Consider the following 23425-nt stretch of genomic DNA (forward strand, 5'->3'; position numbering starts at 1 on the left):
TCTCCTACTGAAGTTTGTTGCTGGGTTCTTGGATAAAGGTTTGAAGCGGAACTGCAGCGAAAGCCTAGGCGGTGCGCAGGTGCGCACGGTCGCCCATTGACTTGGAGCCGCGGCCGATGGCCAGCGTTCCGGATTGAACTATTTCGCGGATGCCAAAGGGTTCAAGCACTGCAAGGAGTGCATTGAGCTTTTCGGCGGTGCCTGTGGCTTCAACGATCAGCGAGTCGGTGGACACGTCAACCACTGAAGAACGGAACAGCTCGGCTGCCTGGGTTACCTGCAGCCGGGTTGCGGCATCCGCGCGAACCTTGACCAAGATGTGGTCGCGTTGCACGGAAGACTCGGGAACCAGCTCAACAATCTTGATGACATTGACGAGCTTGTTCAGTTGTTTGGTGACCTGTTCCAGCAGGTCGCCCTCGGCCTCGACCACCACGGTGATGCGGGACAGTCCCGGCACCTCCGAGGGGCCAACGGCCAAAGAATTGATGTTGAATGCCCGGCGGGCAAACAGGGACGCGACGCGGGTCAGGACACCGGGAACGTCTTCAACCAGTACGGAAAGGGTGTGGCGTGCCATGGCCCTAGTCCTCCTCTTCCCAGGTGGGTGTCATGTTGCGGGCAATCTGGATCAGGTCATTGGAAACGCCGGAGGGCACCATCGGCCAGACCATTGAGTCGCGGCTGACCACAAAGTCAATGACCACCGGGCGGTCGTTGATCGCCAGGGCCTGGCGGATCGTATCGTCAATGTCCTCTTCGCGCTCGCACCGCAGTCCGGCGCAGCCGTAGGCGTCCGCAAGCTTCACGAAGTCCGGAACCCGGACGGTGTCATGGCCCGTGTTCAGGTCCGTGTTGGAGTAGCGGGACTCGTAGAAGAGGGTCTGCCACTGCCGCACCATGCCCAGGGAGGAGTTGTTGATGATGGCAACCTTGATCGGGATCTTGTTGATCAGGCAGGTGGCCAGTTCCTGGTTGGTCATCTGGAAGCAGCCGTCGCCGTCGATGGCCCAGACCACGCGGTCCGGGTTGCCGACCTTGGCGCCCATGGCTGCGGGCACCGAATAGCCCATGGTGCCCAGCCCGCCGGAGTTCAGCCAGGCGCGGGGACGTTCGTACTTGATGAACTGGGCGGCCCACATCTGATGCTGGCCCACGCCGGCCACGTACACGCCTTCCGGCCCGGTGAGCGCACCAATGCGCTCGATGACCTTCTGCGGGGCAATGTGGCCGTCCTCGGGTTCGCTGTAACCCATGGGGTAGATCTCGCGCAGGCGGTCAATGACTTCCCACCAGGGGGCAATGTCGGGGCGCTCGACGGCGAACTGAGCGCGTACGGCGTCGGACAGTTCAGGGAGGATCTCCTTGACCGACCCCACAATCGGCACGTCCGCAGGCCGGTTCTTGGAGATTTCGGCGGGGTCGATGTCCGCGTGGATGACCTTCGCCCCGGGGGCAAAGGAGGACAGGACGCCGGTGACGCGGTCATCGAAGCGGGCACCGAGGGTGATAAGCAGGTCCGACTGCTGCAGGGCCGTGACCGCCGAGACGGATCCGTGCATGCCGGGCATGCCCGCGTGCTGACGGTGCGAATCGGGGAAGACGCCGCGGGCCTGCAGCGTGGTGACGACGGGCGCGCCCACCAGCTCGGCCAGTTCCAGCAGCTCTGCAGAGGCATCGGCCTTCAGCACGCCGCCGCCAACGTAGAACACGGGACGGTGCGACGCCGCGATCAGGCGTGCGGCTTCGCGCACCTGCTTGGAGTGGCCGCGCACCACGGTGCGGTAGCCGGGCAGATCAATCCGGGGCGGCCAGGAGAACATGGTCTTGGCCTGCTGGGCGTCCTTGGAGATGTCCACCAGCACCGGTCCGGGGCGGCCACTGGTGGCAATGTGGAAGGCCTCGGCCAGGACCCGGGGTATGTCATCCGCGTTGGTGACCAGGTAGGAATGCTTGGTGATGGGCATGGTGATACCCACGATGTCCGCTTCCTGGAAGGCGTCGCTGCCGATGAAGGCGCTGGAGACCTGGCCCGTGATGGCAACCATGGGAACCGAGTCCATGTGTGCATCCGCAAGGGCGGTCACCAGGTTGGTGGCGCCGGGCCCGGACGTGGCGATGCAGACGCCGGCACGGCCGGTAACCATGGCGTAACCCTCTGCGGCGTGTCCGGCTCCCTGCTCGTGGCGGACCAGGATGTGCCGGAGCTTGGTGGAATCCATGAGCGGGTCATACGTCGGAAGGATTGCGCCGCCGGGCAGGCCGAAGATGTCCTCAACGCCCAGCTCTTCCAGCGCCCGGACAATAGCCTTGGAGCCGGTCATCTCGGTGGGCGGAACAACATTGTTGGAGCCCTGCACCCGGGTGTCCACAGCTTCGGACGCTACGGAAACGGAAGAGGCAACATCACGCGTCTTGGCAGCGGCTGCCTTGGCGGCAACGCTGGCCTTGTTGGCCATCAGCGACGGGCTGATTGGCGATCCCTTACTCATAAATTCTTCCTTACGGATACTTATTCATGTGATCTGCTGCGGCGGCCGGCCGGACGATTAGCCCGGGACGGCTTTTCTGCTTTGTCTGAAGCCAATAAAAAAACCCCTCGTGCCGGTTGGCTCCGTAGGGGTTCGCGCGTGACGTTCTTGCAAGCTCGGCGGTTAGGCCACGCGCTTGATAAGGACGACGGGTACGATCTGCATGCCCTTCAGTCTTCCCGTCCCCTGCGGGGGTGTCAAACTTATGAGACTGCCGTCTCATTATGTGGACAACGTGTCCGTTCTTTGGACGTCCAAGGGCAGAACGGCAGGCGCCGGAACGCCTGCCACTCTGTCCGCATTTCAGCCGCAGTAGGCGCCGGTGGAGGCAGAGTTGACCAGTTTGGTGTACTTGCCCAGAACACCGGTGGTGAACTTGCCCGGCAGCGGCTTCCAGCCAACCTTGCGTGCTTCCAGCTCGGACTCATCGACCAGCAGGTCGAAGCTGCGCGCGGCGATGTCCACGCGGATCCGGTCGCCGTCCTTCACGAAGGCAATGGGACCGCCGTCGACCGCTTCCGGCGCCACATGGCCGATGCACAGGCCCGTGGTGCCGCCGGAGAACCGGCCGTCAGTGAGCAGCAGGACGTCCTTGCCCAGACCCGCTCCCTTGATGGCACCGGTGATGGCGAGCATTTCGCGCATGCCCGGTCCGCCCTTGGGTCCCTCGTAGCGGATGACGACGACGTCGCCGGCGTGGATTTCTCCGTTGTCCAGGGCATCCAGTGCACCCTGTTCACGTTCGAACACGCGGGCGGTGCCTTCGAAGACATCCGCGTCAAAGCCGGCGCTCTTCACGACGGCGCCCTCGGGTGCCATGGAACCGTGCAGGATGGTGATGCCGCCGGTCTTGTGGATGGGGTTGTCCATGGCGCGCAGGACCTTGCCGTCGGGATCCGGCGGATTGATGGAGGCCAGGTTTTCCGCAACGGTCTTGCCCGTGACGGTGAGGCAGTCGCCGTGGATCAGGCCGGCGTCGAGCAGTGCCTTCATGATCACCGGCACGCCGCCGATCTTGTCGACGTCGTGCATCACGTAGCGGCCGAAGGGCTTCAGGTCCCCCAGGTGCGGAATCCGGTCACCGATTCGGTTGAAGTCCTCCAGCGTGAGGTCCACATGAGCTTCGCGGGCGATGGCCAGCAGGTGCAGGACGGCGTTGGTGGAACCGCCGAAGGCCATCGTGACGGCAATGGCGTTTTCGAAGGCCTTTTTGGTCATGATGTCGCGGGCGGTGATGCCCTTGCGCAGCAGGTTGACCACGGCTTCGCCGGACTTGCGGGCGAACTCGTCGCGCCGGCGGTCGGCCGAGGGCGGCGCGGCGGAACCGGGAAGGGACATACCCAGAGCTTCACCGATGCAGGCCATGGTGTTGGCCGTGTACATGCCGCCGCAGGCGCCTTCGCCCGGGCAGATGGCACGTTCGATGGTGTCCAGGTCCTTGAGGCTCATCTTGCCGGCGGCGCAGGCACCCACAGCTTCAAAGGCGTCGATGAGCGTCACTTCCCGCTCAGTGCCGTCTTCCATCTTGGCGAAGCCGGGCATGATGGAACCGGCGTACAGGAAGACACTGGAGAGATCCAGCCGCGCGGCAGCCATCAGCATGCCGGGCAGGGACTTGTCGCAGCCAGCCAGGAGGATCGATCCGTCCAGGCGCTCGGCCATCATCACGGTTTCCACGGAGTCGGCAATGACTTCACGCGACACCAGGGAGAAGTGCATGCCCTCATGTCCCATGGAAATGCCGTCGGACACGGAGATGGTGCCGAACTGCATGGGGAAACCGCCGCCGGCGTGGACGCCTTCCTTGGCGCCCTGGGCCAGGCGGTTCAGGGACAGGTTGCAGGGGGTGATTTCATTCCAGGAACTGGCGACGCCGATCTGCGGCTTTGCGAAATCGTCGTCCCCCATCCCGACGGCCCGAAACATGCCGCGGGCCGGGGCTGCATGGATCCCGTCCGTGACGACTCGGCTGCGGGGTTTGATGTCAGGGGTATTCTCCACACTCATGTTCCGATCTTAGAACCTATCGGAGGCCGTTCCGGGGCATGTGACGGATGCATGCCCCGGTTGTTACGGCGCGTGAAGAGCACGTGACAAGTGGATGACCAACCAAGGCGTTGCCGTGGCGGGCTTCCATTGTCCGGGGCTGATGTTCATAGACTGGGCAAATGACTTCGGCACCAGAATTCCGCGACCAGCCCTCAAGCGATGACATCAAGGCTGTGCTCCGGCATGTGTTTGAATCTCAGATCCCCAACTATGGGGACTACAACCTGGTCTGCGCCGTCCCGGGCGGAGACGGCGCCGAAACCTACTATGTGGTGGGTTACCGGTGGCGCCCCGCAGAGCTGGTGTTCGCACCGTTCGATCCCGAAACCCTGGCCGGTACGGAAGCTCCCACAGCAGTTAATTCGACCAACCTCTCCCACACGGATGAAGTGAATTCAGGTGATTACGAAGTGGGAACGAACACCGGACGCCTTTTCCGGTTCCGGGTGCTGTCCACGGCTTTGCTGCCAAAAAACGGCGACGGCGGAGAGCGCCGGATCATCGAACAGGCCGGGGACCTGGAGGATTTCAGCGCTTTTCTCGACCACTTCGTGACTCTGGCCTGAGGCCGTGCCTGGCCGCGCCCAACCCCGGCAGGCTCAATCCCACGGCCCCCGCAGGACAAGGTTCATTGGTTCCTCGCCCCGGGCCAGCCGGCCCACCTGCTCTTTGAGCAGCTTGCGGATGCGCCGCACAAAGGCCTCTGTGTTTCCTCCGACATGCGGGGTGATGATTGCGTTGGGTGCCTTCCACAGCGGATGATCCGCCGGCAGCGGTTCCGGATCGACGACGTCGAGCGCGGCTGACAGACGGCCAGAGACCACCTCCGCAGTGAGCGCCTCCGTATCAACAACGGCGCCGCGCGCCACGTTCACAACCAGCGCCCCGTCAGGCAGCGCAGCCAGGACGTCACGGCCAATGAGGTGCCGTGTTTGCTCGTTCAGCGGGGTAATTACCACCAGGACATCCGCTGTGGCTGCGAGTTCGGCCAATTCATCGACCCCGTGCACCAATCCGTGCTCATCGGTGCGTGCCCGGCTTCCCACCCGGGTGAGTTCAACTTCGAAGGGCTCCAGCCGGCGCGCGATGGCGGATCCTATTCCACCCACACCCACCATCAACACCCTGGAGTCGGCCAGCCCGCGGTAACGCCTGCTGCCCCACGTGCCGGTCTGCGCATTGCGCACGGCGTCATCAACTCCGCGCAGACTGGCCAGCATCAGGGTCAGTGCAAGCTCCGCGGTCCCGGCCGCATGGACGCCCGCAGCGCTGGCGACGGCAACGCCGGGGCCGGCGAGCTCCGGCAGCCCGTCATACCCGGTGGTCTGGGCCTGAATCATCCTGAGGTTGGGTACGCGGCCCAGTGCCTCGCCCCACTCGTTTCCGGCCGCGTACGGCAGGACGACGGCGTCAATCTCGCCGTAGGTTAGCCCGCTGGGCTCCCCCACCAGGTCCCAGACGCCGGCACGGAAGCCGTCAGGCAAAGGTTCCAGCGCATCGAGGAGATCTTCGCTGGGCACGGTCAGGGTGCGGACGGGGCGGAATTGCTCATTCATGCCTGACAGCCTAGCCCCGGGGCTGCACCGCACCGTGCACTCTGGACACCGCTGCGGCGCCGCCGTAACGTCGAAGACTGGTTCAGTGTTGTTGTCCCCGCGGGCCATGCCTGCTGCGGCACACCAGTGGAAGGGCGGGTTGAGTGAAACGCTTGTCTCGGCTTACAACGTCCGCAGCTGCCGCCGCTGCCGGGCTCAGTGCCGGTGCCGCTTTTGGCCTGTTGAGGCGGCTCCTGAACAACAAGGTAGTGGAACAGGCCGGGGGCCTCCCGGTCACCCCGGTCCCCCGGGATACCGTTTCAGCCACTGCCGCGCAAGATTCGGACGAGCCGGCTTCCGGCGCCCCCGGACTTCCCTCCCGAACGTGGATTGTCGATAACAGTGCGGATTGGGACGGCAGTCCGCTGGAACTCGTGGTTCCGGCGGGCCGACACAGGAAGGCAGGTACGCCCAATCCCTGAAATTTCCACCCGATTTCTCTTTTCCCCGGAAGTACTGGTAATGTTTCATGTCGTTGCGGAGAGCAAATCGAGCAAAAAAGCACGGTTGGCACTCTGAGACAAATGCACCTCTAGCTCAATTGGCAGAGCATCTGACTCTTAATCAGAGGGTTCCGGGTTCAAGTCCCGGGGGGTGCACCAATGAGAACCCCGGCTGTTTGGCATTATGACCAAACAGCCGGGGTTTTTCTTTTGTCCGGGAGATACCTCCGGCGCACCCCGTAACGGTCAAGCTGCGCATCCCCTGCTCGCTGTACCGCGAATGCAGGGACGCCGTATGAAGTGCGTCTCAATTGCCCGATTCCACGCCCCCGCGTTCGCGGTCAGGGAAAAAGGCTGGTAATGTTGTCTGTCGTTGCGGATGACAAATCGCCGGTTTGACCGGCGGTACGGCATCCCGGCAAGATGCACCTCTAGCTCAATTGGCAGAGCATCTGACTCTTAATCAGAGGGTTCCGGGTTCAAGTCCCGGGGGGTGCACCACGTCAAGGAGAGCGGTTCTGTCCGGTGAATACCGGTGGGGCCGCTCTCCTTTTTGGTTGGCACAGGGGTGTTGGTCGGCACAGGGTGTTGGTCGGCACGAACCCCGCCCCTTTTGACCCCTCCTGCCGCCGGCAACCCGCACCGGCTGCCTTTAAACAGGAAAGGCACGCTTCCCGCTTGGGTGCGTGCCTTCCTGTAATTGTTACCTCAGAGATACCAGGCTCGGGGTTATTTTCCCGCCTCAACGCCTTCGGTTTCGCCGGACGCCTCGCCCTGGACCTCGCCCGCCGGATCGATCGGAGCTGCAATGGCTTCGATTTCTTCCGGGGCCACCGCCGGAATAGGCAGTCCGGGTACATCCACGGCAAGTTGCCACCGGGGATTGCCCAGCTCGCGGATAACGTTGCGCAGCTGTCCGCGCAGTTCGGGCGACATGAGTTCCTGGCCCTCGGTCAGCGTGCGCTCAATGTCCTGGGCTTCCTGCAGCGCTTCAAGGCCCTGCGGGGTGATGGACACCATGTGGCTGCGCCGGTCGAGGTCATTGCGCACGCGGGTTACGTGGCCGTGAGCTTCAAGCCGGGAGAGAGTCTTACCCATGGTCTGCGCCTGCACACGGACAATTTGTGCAAGGCGTGCCTGCGTCATGGGTCCCTGGGATTCAAGGACTCCAAGCGCGATCACTCCCGCGTGGGTGACCCCTATCCGGACCAGCCTCTCATTCCAGGCATGTTCGACCAGACGTGCGGCCGTAGACAAGAGGCGACCAGTGGGCCAGTGCTCCATATCGGGCATAAAACTGAACTCTTCCTTTCAGGGTGAGGAGGCATCGGCCGATCGGATAACCTGCAAATCCACCACCTACTATGATAGTCACCATGGCCTCCCACTGTCTCGCCGAGGCGTGGTGAGCCGCGCATTGATACCAAGGAGAGACCTATGACCCGCCTGTCCCCCGGTGAAACAGCCCCGGACTTCACCCTTCCGGCCACAAACTCGACTTCCGTCTCGCTCTCCGGATTCCGCGGACGCAGCACCATTGTGTACTTTTACCCCGCTGCCGCCACCCCGGGCTGCACCAAGGAAGCCTGCGATTTCCGGGACAACCTGAACAGCCTGCAGGACGCCGGGTACGCCGTCGTCGGCATCTCCCCCGACTCCGTGCCCAAGCTGGAGAAGTTTGCCGAGGCGGAGAACCTCAACTTTCCCCTGCTCTCCGATCCCGACCACGCCGTGGCCGAGGCGTACGGAGCCTGGGGCGAGAAAAAGAACTACGGCAAGACGTATGAGGGCCTGATCCGGTCAACCGTGGTGGTGGACCCGGAAGGCAAGGTTTCCCTCGCCCAGTACAACGTGAAAGCCACCGGCCACGTTGCCAAACTATCCCGTGATCTGGGACTCGCCTAACCTCGGGTACACTGGAGGCTGGTTTTAGGGCTTTGCGCAACAATTGCGGCAACATCCTGAAAGCAGTGCGCGCGAGTGGCGGAATTGGTAGACGCGCTGGATTTAGGTTCCAGTGTCTTCGGACGTGTGGGTTCAAGTCCCTCCTCGCGCACCGTTTGTGATGAGTCGAGACATCGTTTCCGGATGAGTCGCGACGTAGGTAACACCCCGGTCTTCGGACCGGGGTGTTTTCTTTTCCCCTCCTGCCCCCTTCCTCCCCCGACCGTCCTCAGCCTGTGACGCGGGTCAAAACTTTTCCGGTGTTCCACCCATCCGGCTCCGGAGTCCGGCCGAAGACCTTCTGAGACCTCGCACCAAGAGGTGTTCACCCCAACCACGAGGTTCCGCCGCAACGGGGGCTCTCGCCAGAAGGAGAAAATCATGGCTTTCAAAACCCGCCGAAACATGTCCATCCTCGGAATCGCCGCTGTCTCCATGCTGGGTATGGCCGCCTGCAGCACCGACTCCACCGACACCTCATCAACAAGTTCCGAATCAGGCATGGCATCAGAGTCCAGCATGTCCCCCTCGGCTTCGGAATCCATGAGCTCCGATCCCGGCGCCAGCGAGTCCATGAGCGCTGACCCGGCGGCCAACCTGGTGGGCGCCAGCTGCGCCGACTACGCGGCAGCCGTTCCCGAAGGCGCCGGTTCCATTGAAGGAATGTCCCTTGATCCCGTGGTCACTGCGGCTTCCAACAACCCCATGCTCACCACCCTCACGTCAGCTGTCTCCGGCGAGCTAAACCCGGATGTAAATCTCGTGGACACCCTCAACGGCTCCGAGTTCACCGTCTTTGCCCCCACCGATGATGCATTTGCAAAGCTGGATCCGGCCACCATTGAGGCGCTGAAGGCTGATCCGGACCTGCTCTCCAGCATCCTGACCTACCACGTGGTTCCCGGCCAGATGACACCCGATGAGCTGTTCGGCTCATACGCCACCGTCAACGGCGAAGAAGTTGAGGTCACCGGTTCCGGAGACAGCCTCATGGTCAACGACGCCACAGTGGTTTGCGGCGGCGTCCAGACTGAAAACGCCACCGTTTACCTGCTGGACACCGTCCTGATGCCCGGAATGTAACCAAAGCGGCCGGTTAGCGCCGGCAGGCTGTGCCGACCTTCGCAGCCGAGCAAAAGGCGGGTGCCCCTCCGGGTGCCCGCCTTTTGTGTGCCCGCCCCGCCTCTTGTGTGACCGAATTGTGACCGCGCCGCCGGGCGTTCAAATACCGTCGGAATCCCGGTCACCCATTAGGCTCTGGTCCATACGTTTGTGTCGCACGACACACATCGGATGACACGCCCCGCACGGCACCCGCCACACGCACGGGTATCTCTCGCCCCAGAGGAGTACGACCATGTCATATGCCGGCCGATCTACGAGCGGTTCGCGCCCTAAACGGCGCGCCGCGGCCATCACCACAGGGATCGCGCTCAGCGCCCTGATTCTCTCGGGCTGTGCCCAGAGCGAGCGCGACGAAGGAACGGGCGACGCCGGGGCGTCGTCGGACGTTGACGGAACCTTTGTGTTCGCAGCGTCCTCGGATCCCAAGTCGCTGGACCCCGCCTTCGCTTCCGACGGCGAGTCCTTCCGCGTCAGCCGCCAGATCTTCGAGGGCCTGGTGGGCGTCAAGCCGGGCACCGCGGATCCGGAGCCGCTGCTGGCCAAGTCCTGGGAGACTTCCGAGGACGCCCTGACGTACACCTTCGAGCTGCAGGACGGCGTCACCTTCCACGACGGCACCGCTTTCAACGCTGAAGCCGTTTGCGCCAACTTTGACCGCTGGTACAACTTCACGGGTATCCAGCAGGCCGAGAGCCTGGCCTACTACTACAGCAAGCTCTTCAAGGGCTTCGCCGATACCCCGGAAACCGCCACCTACGAGTCCTGCGAAGCCACGGGCGACACCGAAGCCGTAGTCACCCTGGCCAAGCCGTTCGCCGGGTTTATCGCTGCATTGTCGCTGCCGGCCTTCTCCATGCAGAGCCCGACGGCGATGGAAAAGTATGCGGCCAACGAAGCCTCCGGCACGGCCGAAGCTCCCACGCTGACCGAGTACGCCAAGAGCTATCCCACCGGGACCGGTCCGTTCAAGTTCGAGAGCTGGGAAGTGGGCAACCAGGTCACCCTCTCCGCCTATGACGACTACTGGGGCGAGCAGGGCCAGGTCACGGACATTATCTTCCGCGTCATCGACGATCCCAACTCCCGCCGCCAGTCCCTCGAGGCGGGCACCATTGACGGCTACGACCTCGTGGCTCCGGCCGACACAAAGTCCCTGGCTGATGCCGGATACAACGTCATGGCCCGCGAGCCGTTCACCATCCTCTACCTCGGGATGAACCAAAAGGTGGAGCAGCTGGCGAACCCGCTGGTTCGTCAGGCTATTGCCCACGCCATCGACAAGCAGGCGCTGGTGGACCAGACCCTGCCCGAGGGCACCAAGGTGGCTTCCCAGTTCATCCCCGACGTGGTCAACGGCTACAACGAAGACGTCACCGAATACGAATACGATCCCGAGAAAGCCAAGTCTCTGCTGGCAGAGGCCGGCTACCCGGACGGCTTCACCTTGGACTTCAACTACCCGACCAACGTTTCCCGTCCGTACATGCCGACGCCGGAGCAGGTCTACACCAACATCACCGCCCAGCTCGAAGAAGTGGGCATCACCGTCAATCCCCAGCCGAACAAGTGGTCCCCGGATTACCTGGACCGCGTCCAGGCCTCTGAAGACCACGGCATCCACCTGCTGGGCTGGACCGGCGACTACAACGACACCGACAACTTCGTGGGCGTGTTCTTCGGCGGCGAGAAGCCCGAGTTCGGCTTCAACAACCCGGAGATCTTCGGTGCACTGGAGGAGGCCCGCCAGGTCAGCAGCCTCGAAGAGCAGACTCCCCTGTACGAACAGATCAACGAGGACATCGCCGAGTTTGTGCCTGCCATTCCGCTGGCACATCCGGCTCCCTCACTCGCCTTCAACGAGCGCGTGGTTTCCTACCCCGCCAGCCCGGTGAATGACGAAGTGTTCAATAAGATCGAACTCAGCAAGTAAGCAGCACAGGGCCGGGGTCTCTTCGGAGACCCCGGCCCTTTCCCTGTTTCTTTTTCCTTCTTCCAGCGCCTTTACCCGCTGAGAAAGGACAACTGTGCTGCAAGTCATCGGCAAACGCCTTCTCATGCTGATCCCCACACTCATCGGTTTGTCCATCCTCTTGTTCGTCTGGGTCCGCAGCCTTCCGGGCGGCCCCGCCACTGCTCTGCTCGGCGACAAAGCAACACCCGAGGCCATTGCGCGGATCAATGCCGCCTACGGCTTTGACCGGCCCCTCCTGGAGCAGTACTTCGTCTATGTGGGCAAGCTCCTGCAGGGCGACTTCGGCGTCTCCACGGTCACCGGCCGGCCTGTCCTGGAGGAATTCGCCACACGTTTCCCAGCGACACTGGAACTGTCCCTGGTGGCGCTCATCTTTGCCATCGGCATCGGGATCCCGCTCGGCTACCTCGCGGCCACCCACTACGGACGTTTCTGGGATCATTCCTCGGTGGTGCTCTCGCTTGTGGGAATCACCATTCCGGTGTTCTTCCTGGCCTTTATCCTGAAGTGGCTCTTTGCCATCCAGCTCCCCTGGTTTCCCCCGGACGGCAGGCAGAACCCGCGTATTGACGCCACCCACATCACGGACTTTTACGTGCTGGACGGGTTGCTGACCCGGGAATGGGACGCTTCCTGGGACGCACTGATGCACCTGGTGCTGCCCGGAATTGCCCTGGGTACCATTCCGCTGGCAATCATCGTGCGCATCACCCGCGCCTCCGTACTGGAGGTCCAGGGGGCTGATTACGTACGTACCGCCCGCGCCAAGGGCCTGATGGAGAAAACCATCCGCGGCAGGTTTGTGCTGCGCAACGCCATGCTTCCGGTGACCACCACCATTGGCCTGCAGACGGGCCTGCTGATTTCCGGTGCCGTGCTGACCGAAACGGTGTTTGCCTTCAGCGGCATCGGCAGATTCCTCCGTGATGCCATCTTTAACCTGGACTATCCCGTGCTGCAGGGATTCATCATTTTCATCGCCATCGCCTATTCACTGATCAACCTCATTGTTGACGTGTCCTATGGCTTCATCGACCCGAGGGTGAGGGTGCAATGAGTACAGTTCTCCCACCGGCTCCCGGCGGCGCGATCCGCCCCGACGAGCCCGCAGCACCGGTCCAGGCCAACACCCGCGGAACCGGCATGTGGCAATCGGCCTTCAAGCGGCTGCGCCGCAACCCTGCGGCCATTGCCGGCGCAGTGATTATTGGGCTGTTCATCCTGGTCTCTATTTTGGCGCCCGTGCTGGCACCGTTCGGCGGTGACGATCTTCCGGGCCGGACGGACATCACGCCCACGTCCATCCCCGGGCCCGGCGACATCGATGCCTACCCGCTGGGACTGGACCGGTTCGGAGGCGACGTCCTGTCCAAGCTCATTTGGGGCGCCCGTGCCTCGCTGATCATCGGTGTCATTTCCACCGCGCTGGGACTGGCGGGCGGAATGCTCCTGGGCATCATCGCCGGCGGGATCGGCGGTTGGGTGGACAACGTCATCATGCGTTTCGTGGACATCCTGCTCTCCATCCCGAACCTGCTGCTGGCGGTGAGCATTGCCGCCATTCTGGGCCAGAACACCTACGCGATCATGATTGCCATTGGTGTTTCCCAGATTCCCATCTTTGCCCGGCTGCTGCGCTCATCCATGATTTCCCAGCGCAGTGCGGACTACATCCTCTCGGCGCAGTCCCTGGGTTTGAGCCGGCGCACCATCACCATGAGCCATCTGCTGCCCAACAGCATGGGTCCGGTGATCGTGCAGGGCACCCTGACCCTGGCGACGGCTGTCATTGACGCCGCCGCCCTGTCCTTCCTCGGCCTCGGCGGCGGCAAGCCGCAAACGGCGGAGTGGGGGCGGATGCTGACCTACGCACAGAACGAACTGGCCGTGGCACCGCAGCTGGCGTTCCTGCCGGGCATCTGCATCGCCGTCACGGCCCTGGGATTCACCCTGCTGGGCGAATCCCTGCGGGAGGCCCTGGATCCCAAGACCCGGAAGAAATAGCCGGTCCGCCCCACGAGAAAAGCGCCGCTCCTGTTCACAGGGGCGGCGCTTTTCTCGTTCGTCGAGCAGATTAGGAAGCCAGTTCGTCATCCTCGATGTTCAGCTCGTTGCCCGGAATCGAAGCCAGCAGTTTCCGGGTGTACGGGTGGCGGGGGTTGGAGAAGACTTCCTCCGACGACGCCGCCTCCACCAGTTCACCGTCCTTCATCACGCAGACATAGTCCGAGATCAGCCGGACCACGGCCAGGTCATGGGAGATGAAGAGGTAGCTCAGTCCCAGTTCCGCCTGCAGGTCCCCCAGCAGTTTCAGGATCTGGGCCTGGACCAGGACGTCCAGGGCAGAGACCGGCTCGTCACAGACGATCAGTTCCGGCTTGAGCGCCAGAGCACGCGCAATCGCCACGCGCTGGCGCTGCCCGCCGGAGAGCTCCGCGGGGTAGCGGCCCAGCATCGAATGCGGCAGCGCCACCTGGTCCATCAGCTCGCGCACGCGGGCCTCGCGCTCGCTCTTGGAACCCCGCTTGTAGGTCTTCAGCGGCTCGTCCAGGATCCGCTGAATCGTGAACATGGGATCCAGGGAGGAATACGGATCCTGGAAGATAGGCTGCACCCGCTGCCGGAAGTCCCTCAGCTTGGCCTTCTCCAGGGAACCCACGTCAACCCCGTCGAAGGTCATGGTGCCGCTGGTGGGTTCGACCAGCTTCAGCAGCATCCGGGCAGTGGTGGTCTTGCCGGAGCCGGATTCACCGACGATGGCCACCGTACGCCCGCGGGGAATGTCCAGCGTGACGTTTCGGGCGGCATAGAAGTCCTCGGAACGGCCGCGGATCTTGTAGACCTTGGTCAGATCCCGGATCTCCACAATGTTGTCCGGTGCCGCGGTTTCCGGCGAGCCCGCCTCGGTCACTCCGGCGCTGTGCTTCGGTGAAGGAACCGCATCAGCCGGGGCACCGCCGTCGTTCACTGGCGTGTTGGTTCCGTCCGACTGTTCGGCGTACACCTGCTCAGCGAGCCGCAGGCGCTGCGCCGCCGGGGCCTTAAAGGCCCCCGGGCTCAGGCGCACCGCTGCGACGCTGGGCGCCGCCGCCACCAGTGACTGGGTGTAGGGATGCTGGGGATCCTCCAGCAGCTGACGGGCGGGTCCGGTTTCCACCACGAGGCCCCGGTGCATCACGACAAGCTCCGAGGCGCGTTCGGCTGCCAGCCCAAGGTCGTGCGTGATGAGCAGCACCGAGGTTCCCAGCTCCTCGGTCATTTTTCCGATCTGGTCCAGGATGGTCCGCTGCACAGTGACGTCCAGGGCCGAGGTGGGCTCGTCGGCAATCAGCAGCCGCGGCCGGCAGGCCAGTCCAATGGCGATCAACGCGCGCTGGCGCATACCGCCGGAGAACTCATGCGGATACTGCTTGGCGCGCTCCGCGGCGTCCGGCAGCCCGGCTGCCGTCAGTACCTCGATGACCTTCCGGTCCACATCCTTGGACGTTGCCATGCCGTGGACCAGCAGGGTTTCCGCAACCTGGGTGCCAATCTTTGTGACCGGGTTCAGGTTGGACATGGGGTCCTGGGGCACCAGCCCAATGGACCGTCCCCGGATGGCACGCATCTTCGCCTCGGGCAGGCCCACCAGTTCCGTGCCGTCAAAGCGGATGCTGCCCTCGGCCACCTTGCCGTTTCCGGGCAGCAGCCCGATGACGGCCATGGCTGTGGTGGATTTGCCGGAACCCGACTCCCCCACAATTGCCAGCGTCCCTCCGCGGGGCAAGGTAAAGGAGGCGTTCTTGACGGCTTGGACCTCTCCGTCGGTGGTGCGGAAATTAACCGCGAGATCCGTCACCTCAAGCAGAGGTGAATCAAGGCTGATTTCAGTCATTTCCCTATCCTGCCCTACTTGCAGGGCAGCTGTGAGCCGTGTCTCACCGGCTGTTGCCGGATTTTTATCATTTAGACTGGCAATTCGTATAAGTACACCCGATAGAACCAAACGCACCGTTGACGGAGCGTCTCCGGAGGAGAACAACAGCTGTGACAAATTCCGGCATGGGCCGCCGCTCCTTCCTTCGGGCCGGTGCAATGATTGCCGCTGTAACTCTCGCCGGATGCACCGCCGCTCCGCCCGAGGGTACTGCCACGGCCTCAGCTTCGGCGACAGTAAGCGCAACGGGTTCAGAACCCACCGCCACCTTCACCTTCGCCACCGCCGCCCGCCCGTCCACTCTGGATCCGGCCCTGGCGACGGACACCGAAAGCCACCGGGTCACCCGCCAGATCATGGAGGGGCTGGTTGGTGTTGATCCCCTGACCTCTGCACCCACTCCCCTGCTGGCCGAGAGCTGGACCGAGTCCGAAGACGGACGCACGTACACCTTTACCCTGCGGCGGGACGTCACCTTCCATGACGGCGAGCCGTTCAACGCCGATGCCGTCTGCGCCAACTTTGACCGCTGGTACAACCTGCCTGTCTCCGCACGCGGATCCGGCAACCTTGCCTACAAAGCCGTCTTCAATGCCTTCTCGGACGCCCCCAATTTGGCTGTGTACAAGTCATGCACTGCCGTCGACGAGTACTCCGTCCAAATAGACCTGGCCACCCGGCTCAGCGGTTTCATTCCCGCCCTGGCATCGCCGGAATTTGCGATCTCCTCCCCCAAGGCTCTGCAGCAGTTCAAAGCCGACGTGCTGACCGTGGAAAAGGACGGCCAGAAAGTCTCCGACTACGCGCTGCACCCGACAGGGACGGGTCCCTTCACTCTCGAGTCCTGGGACGGCGACGAAGTGCGGCTGGCCGCCAACCCTGACTACTGGGGTGTCCGCGGGCAAATCGGCACCGTGGTCTTCTCCACCATCAGCAGCCCGGAAAGCCGCCTGCGGGCCCTGAAAACCGGGCAGGTGGACGGCTATGATCTGGTCACCGTGGCGGATGTGGACGATCTCGCCCGCAACGGCCTCCAGATCCTGCAGCGGGACCCCTATTCAGTGCTTTATCTCGGCATCAATCAGGCCTTCCCCGGCATGGATGACCTCAAGATGCGCCAGGCCATCGCCCACTCCATTGACAAGGGCGCGCTCCTGGACGGGCTCTTCCTTAACGGCACCAAGCAGGCGAACCAGTTTGTGCCGGAAAAGCTCGGGGTTTCCTCCGGGTCCGTCACCAACTACGGCTACGATCCCGAGAAGGCCGCCGAGCTGTTCAAGGAAGCCGGTTACGACGGCGCCGAGCTCCCCTTCTACTATCCGCGTCACGTGACGCGGGCCTATCTGCCCACCCCCGAACGGGTGTACGCGGAACTGAGCCGCCAGCTGACCGCTGCGGGGCTGAACATTAAACCCGTTCCGGTGGAGTGGTCCGATGATTATCTCTCCAGCGTGCAGACCAGCGGGGACCGCGCCCTGCATTTGTTCGGCATCAGCGGCACCTATGACGATCCGGACAACTTTGTGGGCACCCTTTTCGGCAGTTACACCGAAGAGTTTGCCTACGATGACACGCAGTTGCTGAGCAAGATCGACCGGGCACGGACCCTGCAGGAAGGTCCGGAACGGACGGAAGCGTACACCGCGATTACGGACCGCATCTCCACCCGGGTGCCGGCCGTTCCGCTGGCCTTCCCCATTTCCGCGCTGGCCCTGTCCCCCAGGATCGGTTCCTACCCCACGTCGCCGCTGCTCAACGAGGTCTTCAACCGGATCGAGCTTCGGGACGAGTAACGAGCGCGTATTCGCTCGTTGCAAACTGCAGGTGATTTTAGTAAGGCCCCTTGGAGCGATACGCTTCTATGGCTAGCGCCCACGCGACTGGAGATATGAAGTTGACTGCTAATAGCCCGGCGGATACGTCCGCAACAAAAACCGATGTACTGCTGATCGGCGGCGGCATCATGAGCGCGACCCTCGGGGCGTTCCTGAAGCAGCTGGCGCCGGACTGGGACATTTCCTTGTTTGAGCGCCTCGACCGCGCCGGACTGGAAAGCTCGGACCCTTGGAACAACGCCGGAACCGGCCACGCCGCACTGTGCGAACTGAACTACAGCCCCGCAGCTGCGGACGGCTCAGTGGATTCGGCCAAGGCGGTGGGCATCAACGAGCAGTTCCAGGTGTCCCGCCAGTTCTGGTCCCATATGGTCTCATCCGGCCATATCTCCAACAGCTTCATCAATCCGCTGCCGCACATGAGCTTTGTGTGGGGTGACGCGCACTCCGAGTACCTGCGCCGCCGGTACGAGTCGCTGAGCGCCCAGCCGCTGTTCAAGTCGATGGAATTCTCCGAAGACCACTCCAAGCTGGCCGAATGGGCTCCGTTGATCATGGAGGGACGCGATCCTTCCCAGCGTGTTGCCGGTTCCCGCGTCGTCGGCGGCACCGACGTCGACTTCGGCGCGCTGACCCGCGAACTGACCGGTTACCTGGCCGGCAGCGGCGTGGAGATGAATTACGGCCACGAAGTCAGCAACGTCACCCGCTCCTCCTCCGGCGGCTGGGATGTCAAGGTCAAGAACCGCGCTACCGGGGCCTCCCGCACGGTGTCCGCACGCTTCGTCTTCATCGGCGGCGGCGGCGGTGCCCTGCACCTGCTCCAGGCCTCCGGCATTCCCGAAGGCAAGGGATTTGGCGGGTTCCCGGTCTCCGGCCAGTTCCTGCGCTCCACGGACGAGTCCATCATTGCCCGCCACAACGCCAAAGTGTATGGCCAGGCCTCAGTGGGCGCCCCGCCCATGTCCGTCCCGCACCTGGACACCCGCTTCGTCAACGGCAAGCGCTCGCTGCTGTTCGGCCCGTACGGCGGCTTCTCCCCCAAGTTCCTGAAGACCGGCTCCTATCTGGACCTGCCTGCTTCGGTACGGCCGGGCAACCTGGTTCCGATGCTGGCCGTGGCCAAGGACAACATGTCCCTGGTCAAGTACCTGGTCACCGAAGTGATGAAGACCCGCGAGGGCAAGACGAAGGCGCTCCAGGAATTCATGCCGCAGGCGGGTACCGAAGGCTGGGAGCTCATCACCGCCGGGCAGCGTGTGCAGGTCATCAAGAAGGACCCGAAGAAGGGCGGCGTGCTGCAGTTCGGCACCGAACTCATCACCGCAGCGGACGGCTCCATCGGGGCCCTGCTGGGTGCTTCCCCGGGTGCCTCCACAGCCCCGCCCATCATGATCAACCTGCTTAAGCGTGCCTTCCCGCGCGAGTTTGGCGGCTGGGAGCCGAAGATCAAGGACATGATTCCGGGATACGGCGTCAAGCTCAATGAGAATGAGTCCCTGCTGGATGAACTCACCTCTGACACCAACCGTGTTCTGGGCCTGAACTAAGCCGCAGGTACTCTCCGAAAAAGTTTCACCCGTTGGACCGGGCTGACCCATCCGGTCGGCCCGGTCCAACGAACGTTAAGTACCGGAACCGGGTTGGTTCCGGGATGTTTTGCCGATCTGCGTTAGTTCAGCCCTTCCGAAGGCAGGCTCATGGACCGTTTGGCTAAGTTTTCCCTCTCCAACCGGGCGCTCATTGCCCTGATCACGGTGTTCATTGCCGTCTTCGGGGTGATCTCCATGGGATCCCTGAAGCAGGAGCTCATTCCGTCGCTGGAGTTCCCGCAGATCACCGTGATCACCGCACTGCCCGGCGCCTCACCGGAAGTGGTGGACAAGCAGATCAGTGAACCCCTGGAAGGTGCGCTGACCGCGGTGGAAGGCCTGGAGGATTCCTCCGCCACCTCCCGCAGCTCGATCTCCACCATCAGCCTGACCTTCGCCTACGGCACGGATCTGGACCGTGCCCGCGGCCAGGTGGACCGCGCCATCTCCAACGCGCGCCAGCTGCTGCCCGATGACGCCAACCCGCAGTCCCTGGCCGGCAGCATCAGCGACTTCCCGATCGTGTACCTTGCGGTCTCCTCGGATGAGCCGCTGGCCGAACTCAACGCCGACCTGCAGCGGCTCACCGTTCCGCGGCTGCAAAAGATTGAAGGGGTACGCACCGCTGAAGTTACCGGCGGATCCACCCGGAGCATTTCCATCCTGCCCGATGAGGCGGCCCTCGCCGCCCTGGGCGTCACGCCGTCGGCGATCTCCTCCGCGCTGGAGAACAGCGGCGCCCTGGTGCCCGCGGGTACCGTCGCTGAAGACACCCGCACTCTGTCCATCCAGATCGGCAGTCCGCTGGACAGTTTGGAGAAGGTCTCCGCCCTGCCGGTGGAGTCCACCCGCAGCGGCGGCTCCAACGCTTCCACGGATCCGGTAACCATCGGCGATGTTGCCTCGGTGGAGATCGTGGAAGACGAGAACACCTCAATTACCCGCACCAATGGACAGCCGACGCTGGCGGTGTCCATCACCAAGACTCCCGCGGGCGACACAGTTGGCATTTCCCACCAGGTGACCGATCTCCTGCCCGCCTTGGAATCAGAGCTCGGCAACGGCGCCAAGTTCACCGTGGTCTTTGACCAGGCCCCGTTCATCGAAGAATCCATCTCCAACCTCACCACCGAAGGCATCCTCGGCCTGGGCTTCGCCGTCCTGGTGATCCTGGTCTTCCTGCTCTCGCTGCGCTCCACTCTGGTCACCGCCGTCTCCATCCCGCTGTCCCTGCTGGTGACCTTTATTGGCCTGCTGGCGTTCGGTTATTCGCTGAACATCCTGACCCTGGGCGCGCTGACCATTGCCATCGGCCGGGTGGTGGATGACTCCATTGTGGTCATCGAGAACATCAAGCGGCACCTGGGGTACGGCACGGACAAGCGGACGGCCATCCTTACCGCCGTGCGCGAAGTCGCCGGCGCCATTACCGCCTCAACCCTGACCACCGTTGCCGTCTTCGCTCCGATCGCCTTTGTGGGCGGGCTGGCCGGTGAGCTATTCCGCCCGTTCGCCATCACCACCTCCCTGGCGCTGCTGGCGTCCCTGCTGGTTTCCCTGACCATTGTTCCGGTGCTGGCGTACTGGTTCCTGAAGTCCGGCCAGCCGGTGGCAGACCCGGCGGCGTACCGCGCCGAAGTGGAAGCTCGGGAAACCAAAACCTTCCTGCAGCGCGGCTATGTGCCGATCCTGCGCACCACCCAGAGGCATCCGGTGTACACCGTGGTGGCCGGCGTGATTGTCCTTGCCGCCACGGCGGCCATGACCCCGCTGCTGCAGACCAACCTGCTGGGCGACACTGGGCAGAACACCTTCAGCGTCCGGCAGGAACTGCCCCCGGGCACCTCGCTGGAAACCACCTCCGCCGCAGCCGAAGAGGTGGAGGAGGTGCTCCGCGGCACTGAAGGCGTCAAGGACGTCCAGGTCACTATGGGCACCTCCAGCGCCGGTTTCGCCGCCTTCAGCTCCGGCGGATCCGCGGTGGCCTCCTACACGGTCATCACCGAGCCGGGTGTTGACCAGGTGGCGCTGCGGGAAACGGTTAGCAGCGAACTGGATTCCCTGGACGACGACGCCGGGAACATCACCCTGGGCAGCACCGGCGGCGGTTTCGGCACCTCCAACACGGTGGACATCAGCCTGTCCGCCGGCGATCCCGGTGAACTGCAGCCGGCGGCCGATGAGGTAGTGGAAGCGATGTCCTCGCTGCCTGCCGCAGGTGAAGTCACCAGCAACCTGTCATCCTCCTCCCCCGTGGTCCAGGTGTCGATTGACCGTGCCAAGGCAGTGGCTGCAGGTTTGAATGAACAGCAGATTGCCGGTCTGGTGGCCTCCACGCTCAGTCCGCTGCCGGCCGGAACCATCCGCATCGGCACCGACGACTTCCCCGTGCTCATCGGCGAAGGAACGCAGATCACCAGTGTGGAGCAGCTCAGCCGGGTTCCCGTTCCCGCCGGGTCCGGCACCGTTCCGCTGAGCTCGCTGGCCACGGTTGAGGAAGTGGACGTCCCGACGTCGATCTCCTCCTCCGGCGGCGAGCGCACCGCCGTCGTCTCCGTGTCCCCGGCGGGAGAGAATCTGGGCGCGGCCATTACCGAGGTCCAGGACAAGCTGGCGGAGCTGGACCTGCCCGCCAGCGTCACGGCCACGCTCTCCGGCGCCGCCACCCAGCAGAACGAGTCCTTCACCCAGCTGGGACTGGCACTGCTGGCGGCGATCGCCATTGTCTACGTGATCATGGTGGCCACGTTCAAGTCCCTCATTCAGCCGCTGATCCTGCTGGTATCCGTGCCGTTTGCGGCCACCGGCGCGATCCTGCTGCTGCTGGTCACCGGAGTGCCGCTGGGTCTGCCCTCCCTGGTGGGCATGCTGATGCTGGTGGGCATTGTGGTCACCAACGCCATCGTGCTGGTGGACCTGATCAACCAGTACCGGCGCCCGCACAACGGGGAGCCGGGCATGAACGTGGCCGATGCCATCATGCGCGGCGCCCGGCAGCGGCTGCGGCCCATCCTGATGACCGCGCTGGCAACTGTCTTTGCCCTGACCCCCATGGCCTTGGGTGTCACCGGTGAAGGCGGCTTCATTTCCCGTCCGCTGGCGATCGTGGTGATCGGCGGCCTGGTCTCCTCCACCGTCCTGACCCTCGTTCTGGTGCCGGTCCTGTACCGGCTGGTGGAAGGCTCCCGGGAGAAGCGGGCCGGCCGGCGCCGCCACTCGGCGAATCACGCCGCCAACCGTTTAATTAGTGATTGACGCAGGCCGGACCGCGGAGGAGCGTTAGTCTCATGGACGCCCGTTCCCGACCCTTTCAGGGAGCCGCCGTGACGCCCATAAGGTCACTCCTTGGTAGGGGAGGCAGGCTATGGATGACGAACCCAAGCCGAAAGCCAATACGCCGTGGTATCGCCGCGGCACGTCCCTGATTCTCACCGTCGGTGCCCTCGCCGCCGCAGCCGCCTCCGTCGTCGGGCTCTGGGACCGTTTCAACCCTGGCGACACCAAGGACGAAGCGACCGTTGAGGTGACCGAAGAGAGCAGGCCGTTGGCGCTTCGTGATTTCATGACCGAAACCCTCGGCGATTACGTGACCCTTGTGCGCGACAGTGAGGGCGCCGCGGCTCACCCGATAACCATTGACGGCGCAGCCGGGGCGGCCCATGCCGTGGCCCCCTCTCTCCTGCCGACGCCGGCGGTGCCCGGGATATCACCCGTTCCGCCTGAACCCGCCGTACCCACCGGATCATCCGATACCGGTACCGGTGGATCCAGTGGCCCCAGTGAGTCAGCCACCGAATCGACTGACCCGGAGAGTCCTTCCACGAGCCCTCCCGGCACAGTTACGGACGTAGTGCTGGAGAACACTGCCAGGGATGTTGGGGGAATCCTTTTTAATGACCCAGGCTACTTTGAGCCATCCGACATGAAAATCTTCCTACAAGCTGCCCCGGCCCAAGACGCTCCGCCGGCAGATCCGGCTGCGCAAGAGTTCTTCGAAGATGCGGTTGCCCAAACGTCTTCGGGAGACGCTGCACCACTCATCGTTGATGCCCTCAGCATGGTCGAGGGAACATATGACGCCAGCCCGGAACCACACGGTTGGGTTATTCCCGTAAACCTGGATTTTGAGAAGCTGTCCGGGGACAGGCTCTCCCTCATCTGGTCCCTCGAAGGCATTGATGTGCCCCAATCCTGGTCCGGCGACAAACTTGCCTACAGAGTGCAGGCCAAGACAGACCAGGCTTCTTCGTCAACGGAGGAGATCTGGGTTCCGGATCTCACGGTCCCCGGTACGTATAAGCTCACTGTGAAACTAGTCAAGGAGACGGATAGGGACTTCGTCATTGCGGAGGATTCGTCGGGGCTGCTAAACCAGTAGCGGGATCGGCTTTTTCTTCATCTGGACTAGGCGCACACCTCTGCG

General features: G+C 63.5%; 16 protein-coding genes and 3 tRNA genes. 13 read left to right on the top strand and 6 right to left on the bottom strand.

All coding sequences use genetic code 11. The annotated features are described in order from the left end of the window. Window positions 1-64 precede the first annotated feature (64 nt). The 3 genes from ilvN to ilvD all read right to left on the bottom strand — a co-directional run bounded on the left by ilvN (window position 65) and on the right by ilvD (window position 4538). Entirely contained in the window at window positions 65-580 is a 516-nt protein-coding gene (gene ilvN / locus CXR03_RS00080) for an acetolactate synthase small subunit (protein WP_104052391.1), read from the bottom strand. Between the two features lie 4 nt (window positions 581-584). Further along, window positions 585-2492, bottom strand: a complete 1908-nt coding sequence (locus tag CXR03_RS00085; protein ID WP_104101150.1) for an acetolactate synthase large subunit — start codon at window positions 2490-2492, stop codon at window positions 585-587. A gap of 342 nt (window positions 2493-2834) precedes the next feature. Continuing rightward, entirely contained in the window at window positions 2835-4538 is a 1704-nt protein-coding gene (ilvD, locus tag CXR03_RS00090) for a dihydroxy-acid dehydratase (protein ID WP_104052393.1), read from the bottom strand. Between the two features lie 161 nt (window positions 4539-4699). On the opposite strand from ilvD, the gene CXR03_RS00095 reads away from it, so the two are divergent. Then, on the top strand, window positions 4700-5146 hold the full coding sequence (locus CXR03_RS00095; protein WP_104101152.1) for a hypothetical protein: 447 nt from the start codon (window positions 4700-4702) through the stop codon (window positions 5144-5146). 33 nt (window positions 5147-5179) lie between these two features. Here CXR03_RS00095 and CXR03_RS00100 read toward each other — a convergent pair whose 3' ends face one another. Then, on the bottom strand, window positions 5180-6136 hold the full coding sequence (locus CXR03_RS00100; protein ID WP_104101154.1) for a 2-hydroxyacid dehydrogenase: 957 nt from the start codon (window positions 6134-6136) through the stop codon (window positions 5180-5182). A gap of 565 nt (window positions 6137-6701) precedes the next feature. Between CXR03_RS00100 and CXR03_RS00110 the strand changes: the two genes are divergently transcribed. Next, window positions 6702-6777 (top strand) — tRNA-Lys (locus CXR03_RS00110). Between the two features lie 266 nt (window positions 6778-7043). Then, a tRNA-Lys gene (locus CXR03_RS00115) sits at window positions 7044-7119 on the top strand. A 228-nt stretch (window positions 7120-7347) separates the two neighbouring features. Here the strand turns inward: CXR03_RS00115 and CXR03_RS00120 are convergent. Next, window positions 7348-7875 carry a MarR family winged helix-turn-helix transcriptional regulator gene (locus tag CXR03_RS00120; RefSeq protein ID WP_308470569.1) on the bottom strand — a complete coding sequence of 176 codons (528 nt, stop codon included), beginning with the start codon at window positions 7873-7875 and terminating at the stop codon, window positions 7348-7350. Between the two features lie 180 nt (window positions 7876-8055). Here CXR03_RS00120 and bcp point away from each other — a divergent pair, with 180 nt between their 5' ends. From bcp to CXR03_RS00150, 6 genes are all read left to right on the top strand, one after another. Continuing rightward, complete coding sequence (gene bcp, locus CXR03_RS00125) at window positions 8056-8523, top strand: thioredoxin-dependent thiol peroxidase (RefSeq protein WP_104101159.1); 468 nt, start codon at window positions 8056-8058, stop codon at window positions 8521-8523. Window positions 8524-8592: 69 nt separating this feature from the next. Further along, window positions 8593-8674: transfer RNA gene (locus CXR03_RS00130), tRNA-Leu, on the top strand. 269 nt (window positions 8675-8943) lie between these two features. Next, window positions 8944-9645: a fasciclin domain-containing protein gene (locus CXR03_RS00135; protein WP_104101160.1), complete on the top strand. Its 702-nt coding sequence runs from the start codon at window positions 8944-8946 to the stop codon at window positions 9643-9645. Between the two features lie 274 nt (window positions 9646-9919). After that, a complete protein-coding gene (locus CXR03_RS00140) occupies window positions 9920-11617 on the top strand; it encodes an ABC transporter substrate-binding protein (protein WP_104101162.1) in 1698 nt (565 codons plus the stop codon). 94 nt (window positions 11618-11711) lie between these two features. Further along, a complete protein-coding gene (locus tag CXR03_RS00145) occupies window positions 11712-12716 on the top strand; it encodes an ABC transporter permease (RefSeq protein ID WP_104052401.1) in 1005 nt (334 codons plus the stop codon). Next, the gene (locus CXR03_RS00150) at window positions 12713-13663 is read left to right on the top strand and encodes an ABC transporter permease (RefSeq protein ID WP_104101164.1); all 951 of its coding nucleotides are present in this window, start codon (window positions 12713-12715) and stop codon (window positions 13661-13663) included. The genes CXR03_RS00145 and CXR03_RS00150 overlap by 4 nt, the downstream gene beginning before the upstream one ends. A gap of 70 nt (window positions 13664-13733) precedes the next feature. Here the strand turns inward: CXR03_RS00150 and CXR03_RS00155 are convergent, their stop codons facing one another. Next, window positions 13734-15533, bottom strand: a complete 1800-nt coding sequence (locus CXR03_RS00155; RefSeq protein WP_104101166.1) for an ABC transporter ATP-binding protein — start codon at window positions 15531-15533, stop codon at window positions 13734-13736. Window positions 15534-15685: 152 nt separating this feature from the next. Between CXR03_RS00155 and CXR03_RS00160 the strand changes: the two genes are divergently transcribed. The 4 genes from CXR03_RS00160 (at window position 15686) to CXR03_RS00175 (ending at window position 23380) form a co-directional block, all read left to right on the top strand. After that, complete coding sequence (locus CXR03_RS00160; RefSeq protein ID WP_308470570.1) at window positions 15686-17368, top strand: ABC transporter substrate-binding protein; 1683 nt, start codon at window positions 15686-15688, stop codon at window positions 17366-17368. Window positions 17369-17436: 68 nt separating this feature from the next. Then, entirely contained in the window at window positions 17437-18960 is a 1524-nt protein-coding gene (locus tag CXR03_RS00165) for a malate:quinone oxidoreductase (protein ID WP_104101168.1), read from the top strand. A 150-nt stretch (window positions 18961-19110) separates the two neighbouring features. Then, window positions 19111-22257, top strand: coding sequence for an efflux RND transporter permease subunit (locus CXR03_RS00170; RefSeq protein ID WP_104101170.1), 3147 nt, complete (start codon window positions 19111-19113; stop codon window positions 22255-22257). A 109-nt stretch (window positions 22258-22366) separates the two neighbouring features. After that, complete coding sequence (locus tag CXR03_RS00175; RefSeq protein WP_104101171.1) at window positions 22367-23380, top strand: hypothetical protein; 1014 nt, start codon at window positions 22367-22369, stop codon at window positions 23378-23380. Window positions 23381-23425: the final 45 nt, after the last annotated feature.

The organism is Arthrobacter sp. 08Y14 (genome assembly GCF_002929455.1).
Classification (GTDB): Bacteria; Actinomycetota; Actinomycetes; order Actinomycetales; family Micrococcaceae; genus Arthrobacter_B; species Arthrobacter_B sunyaminii.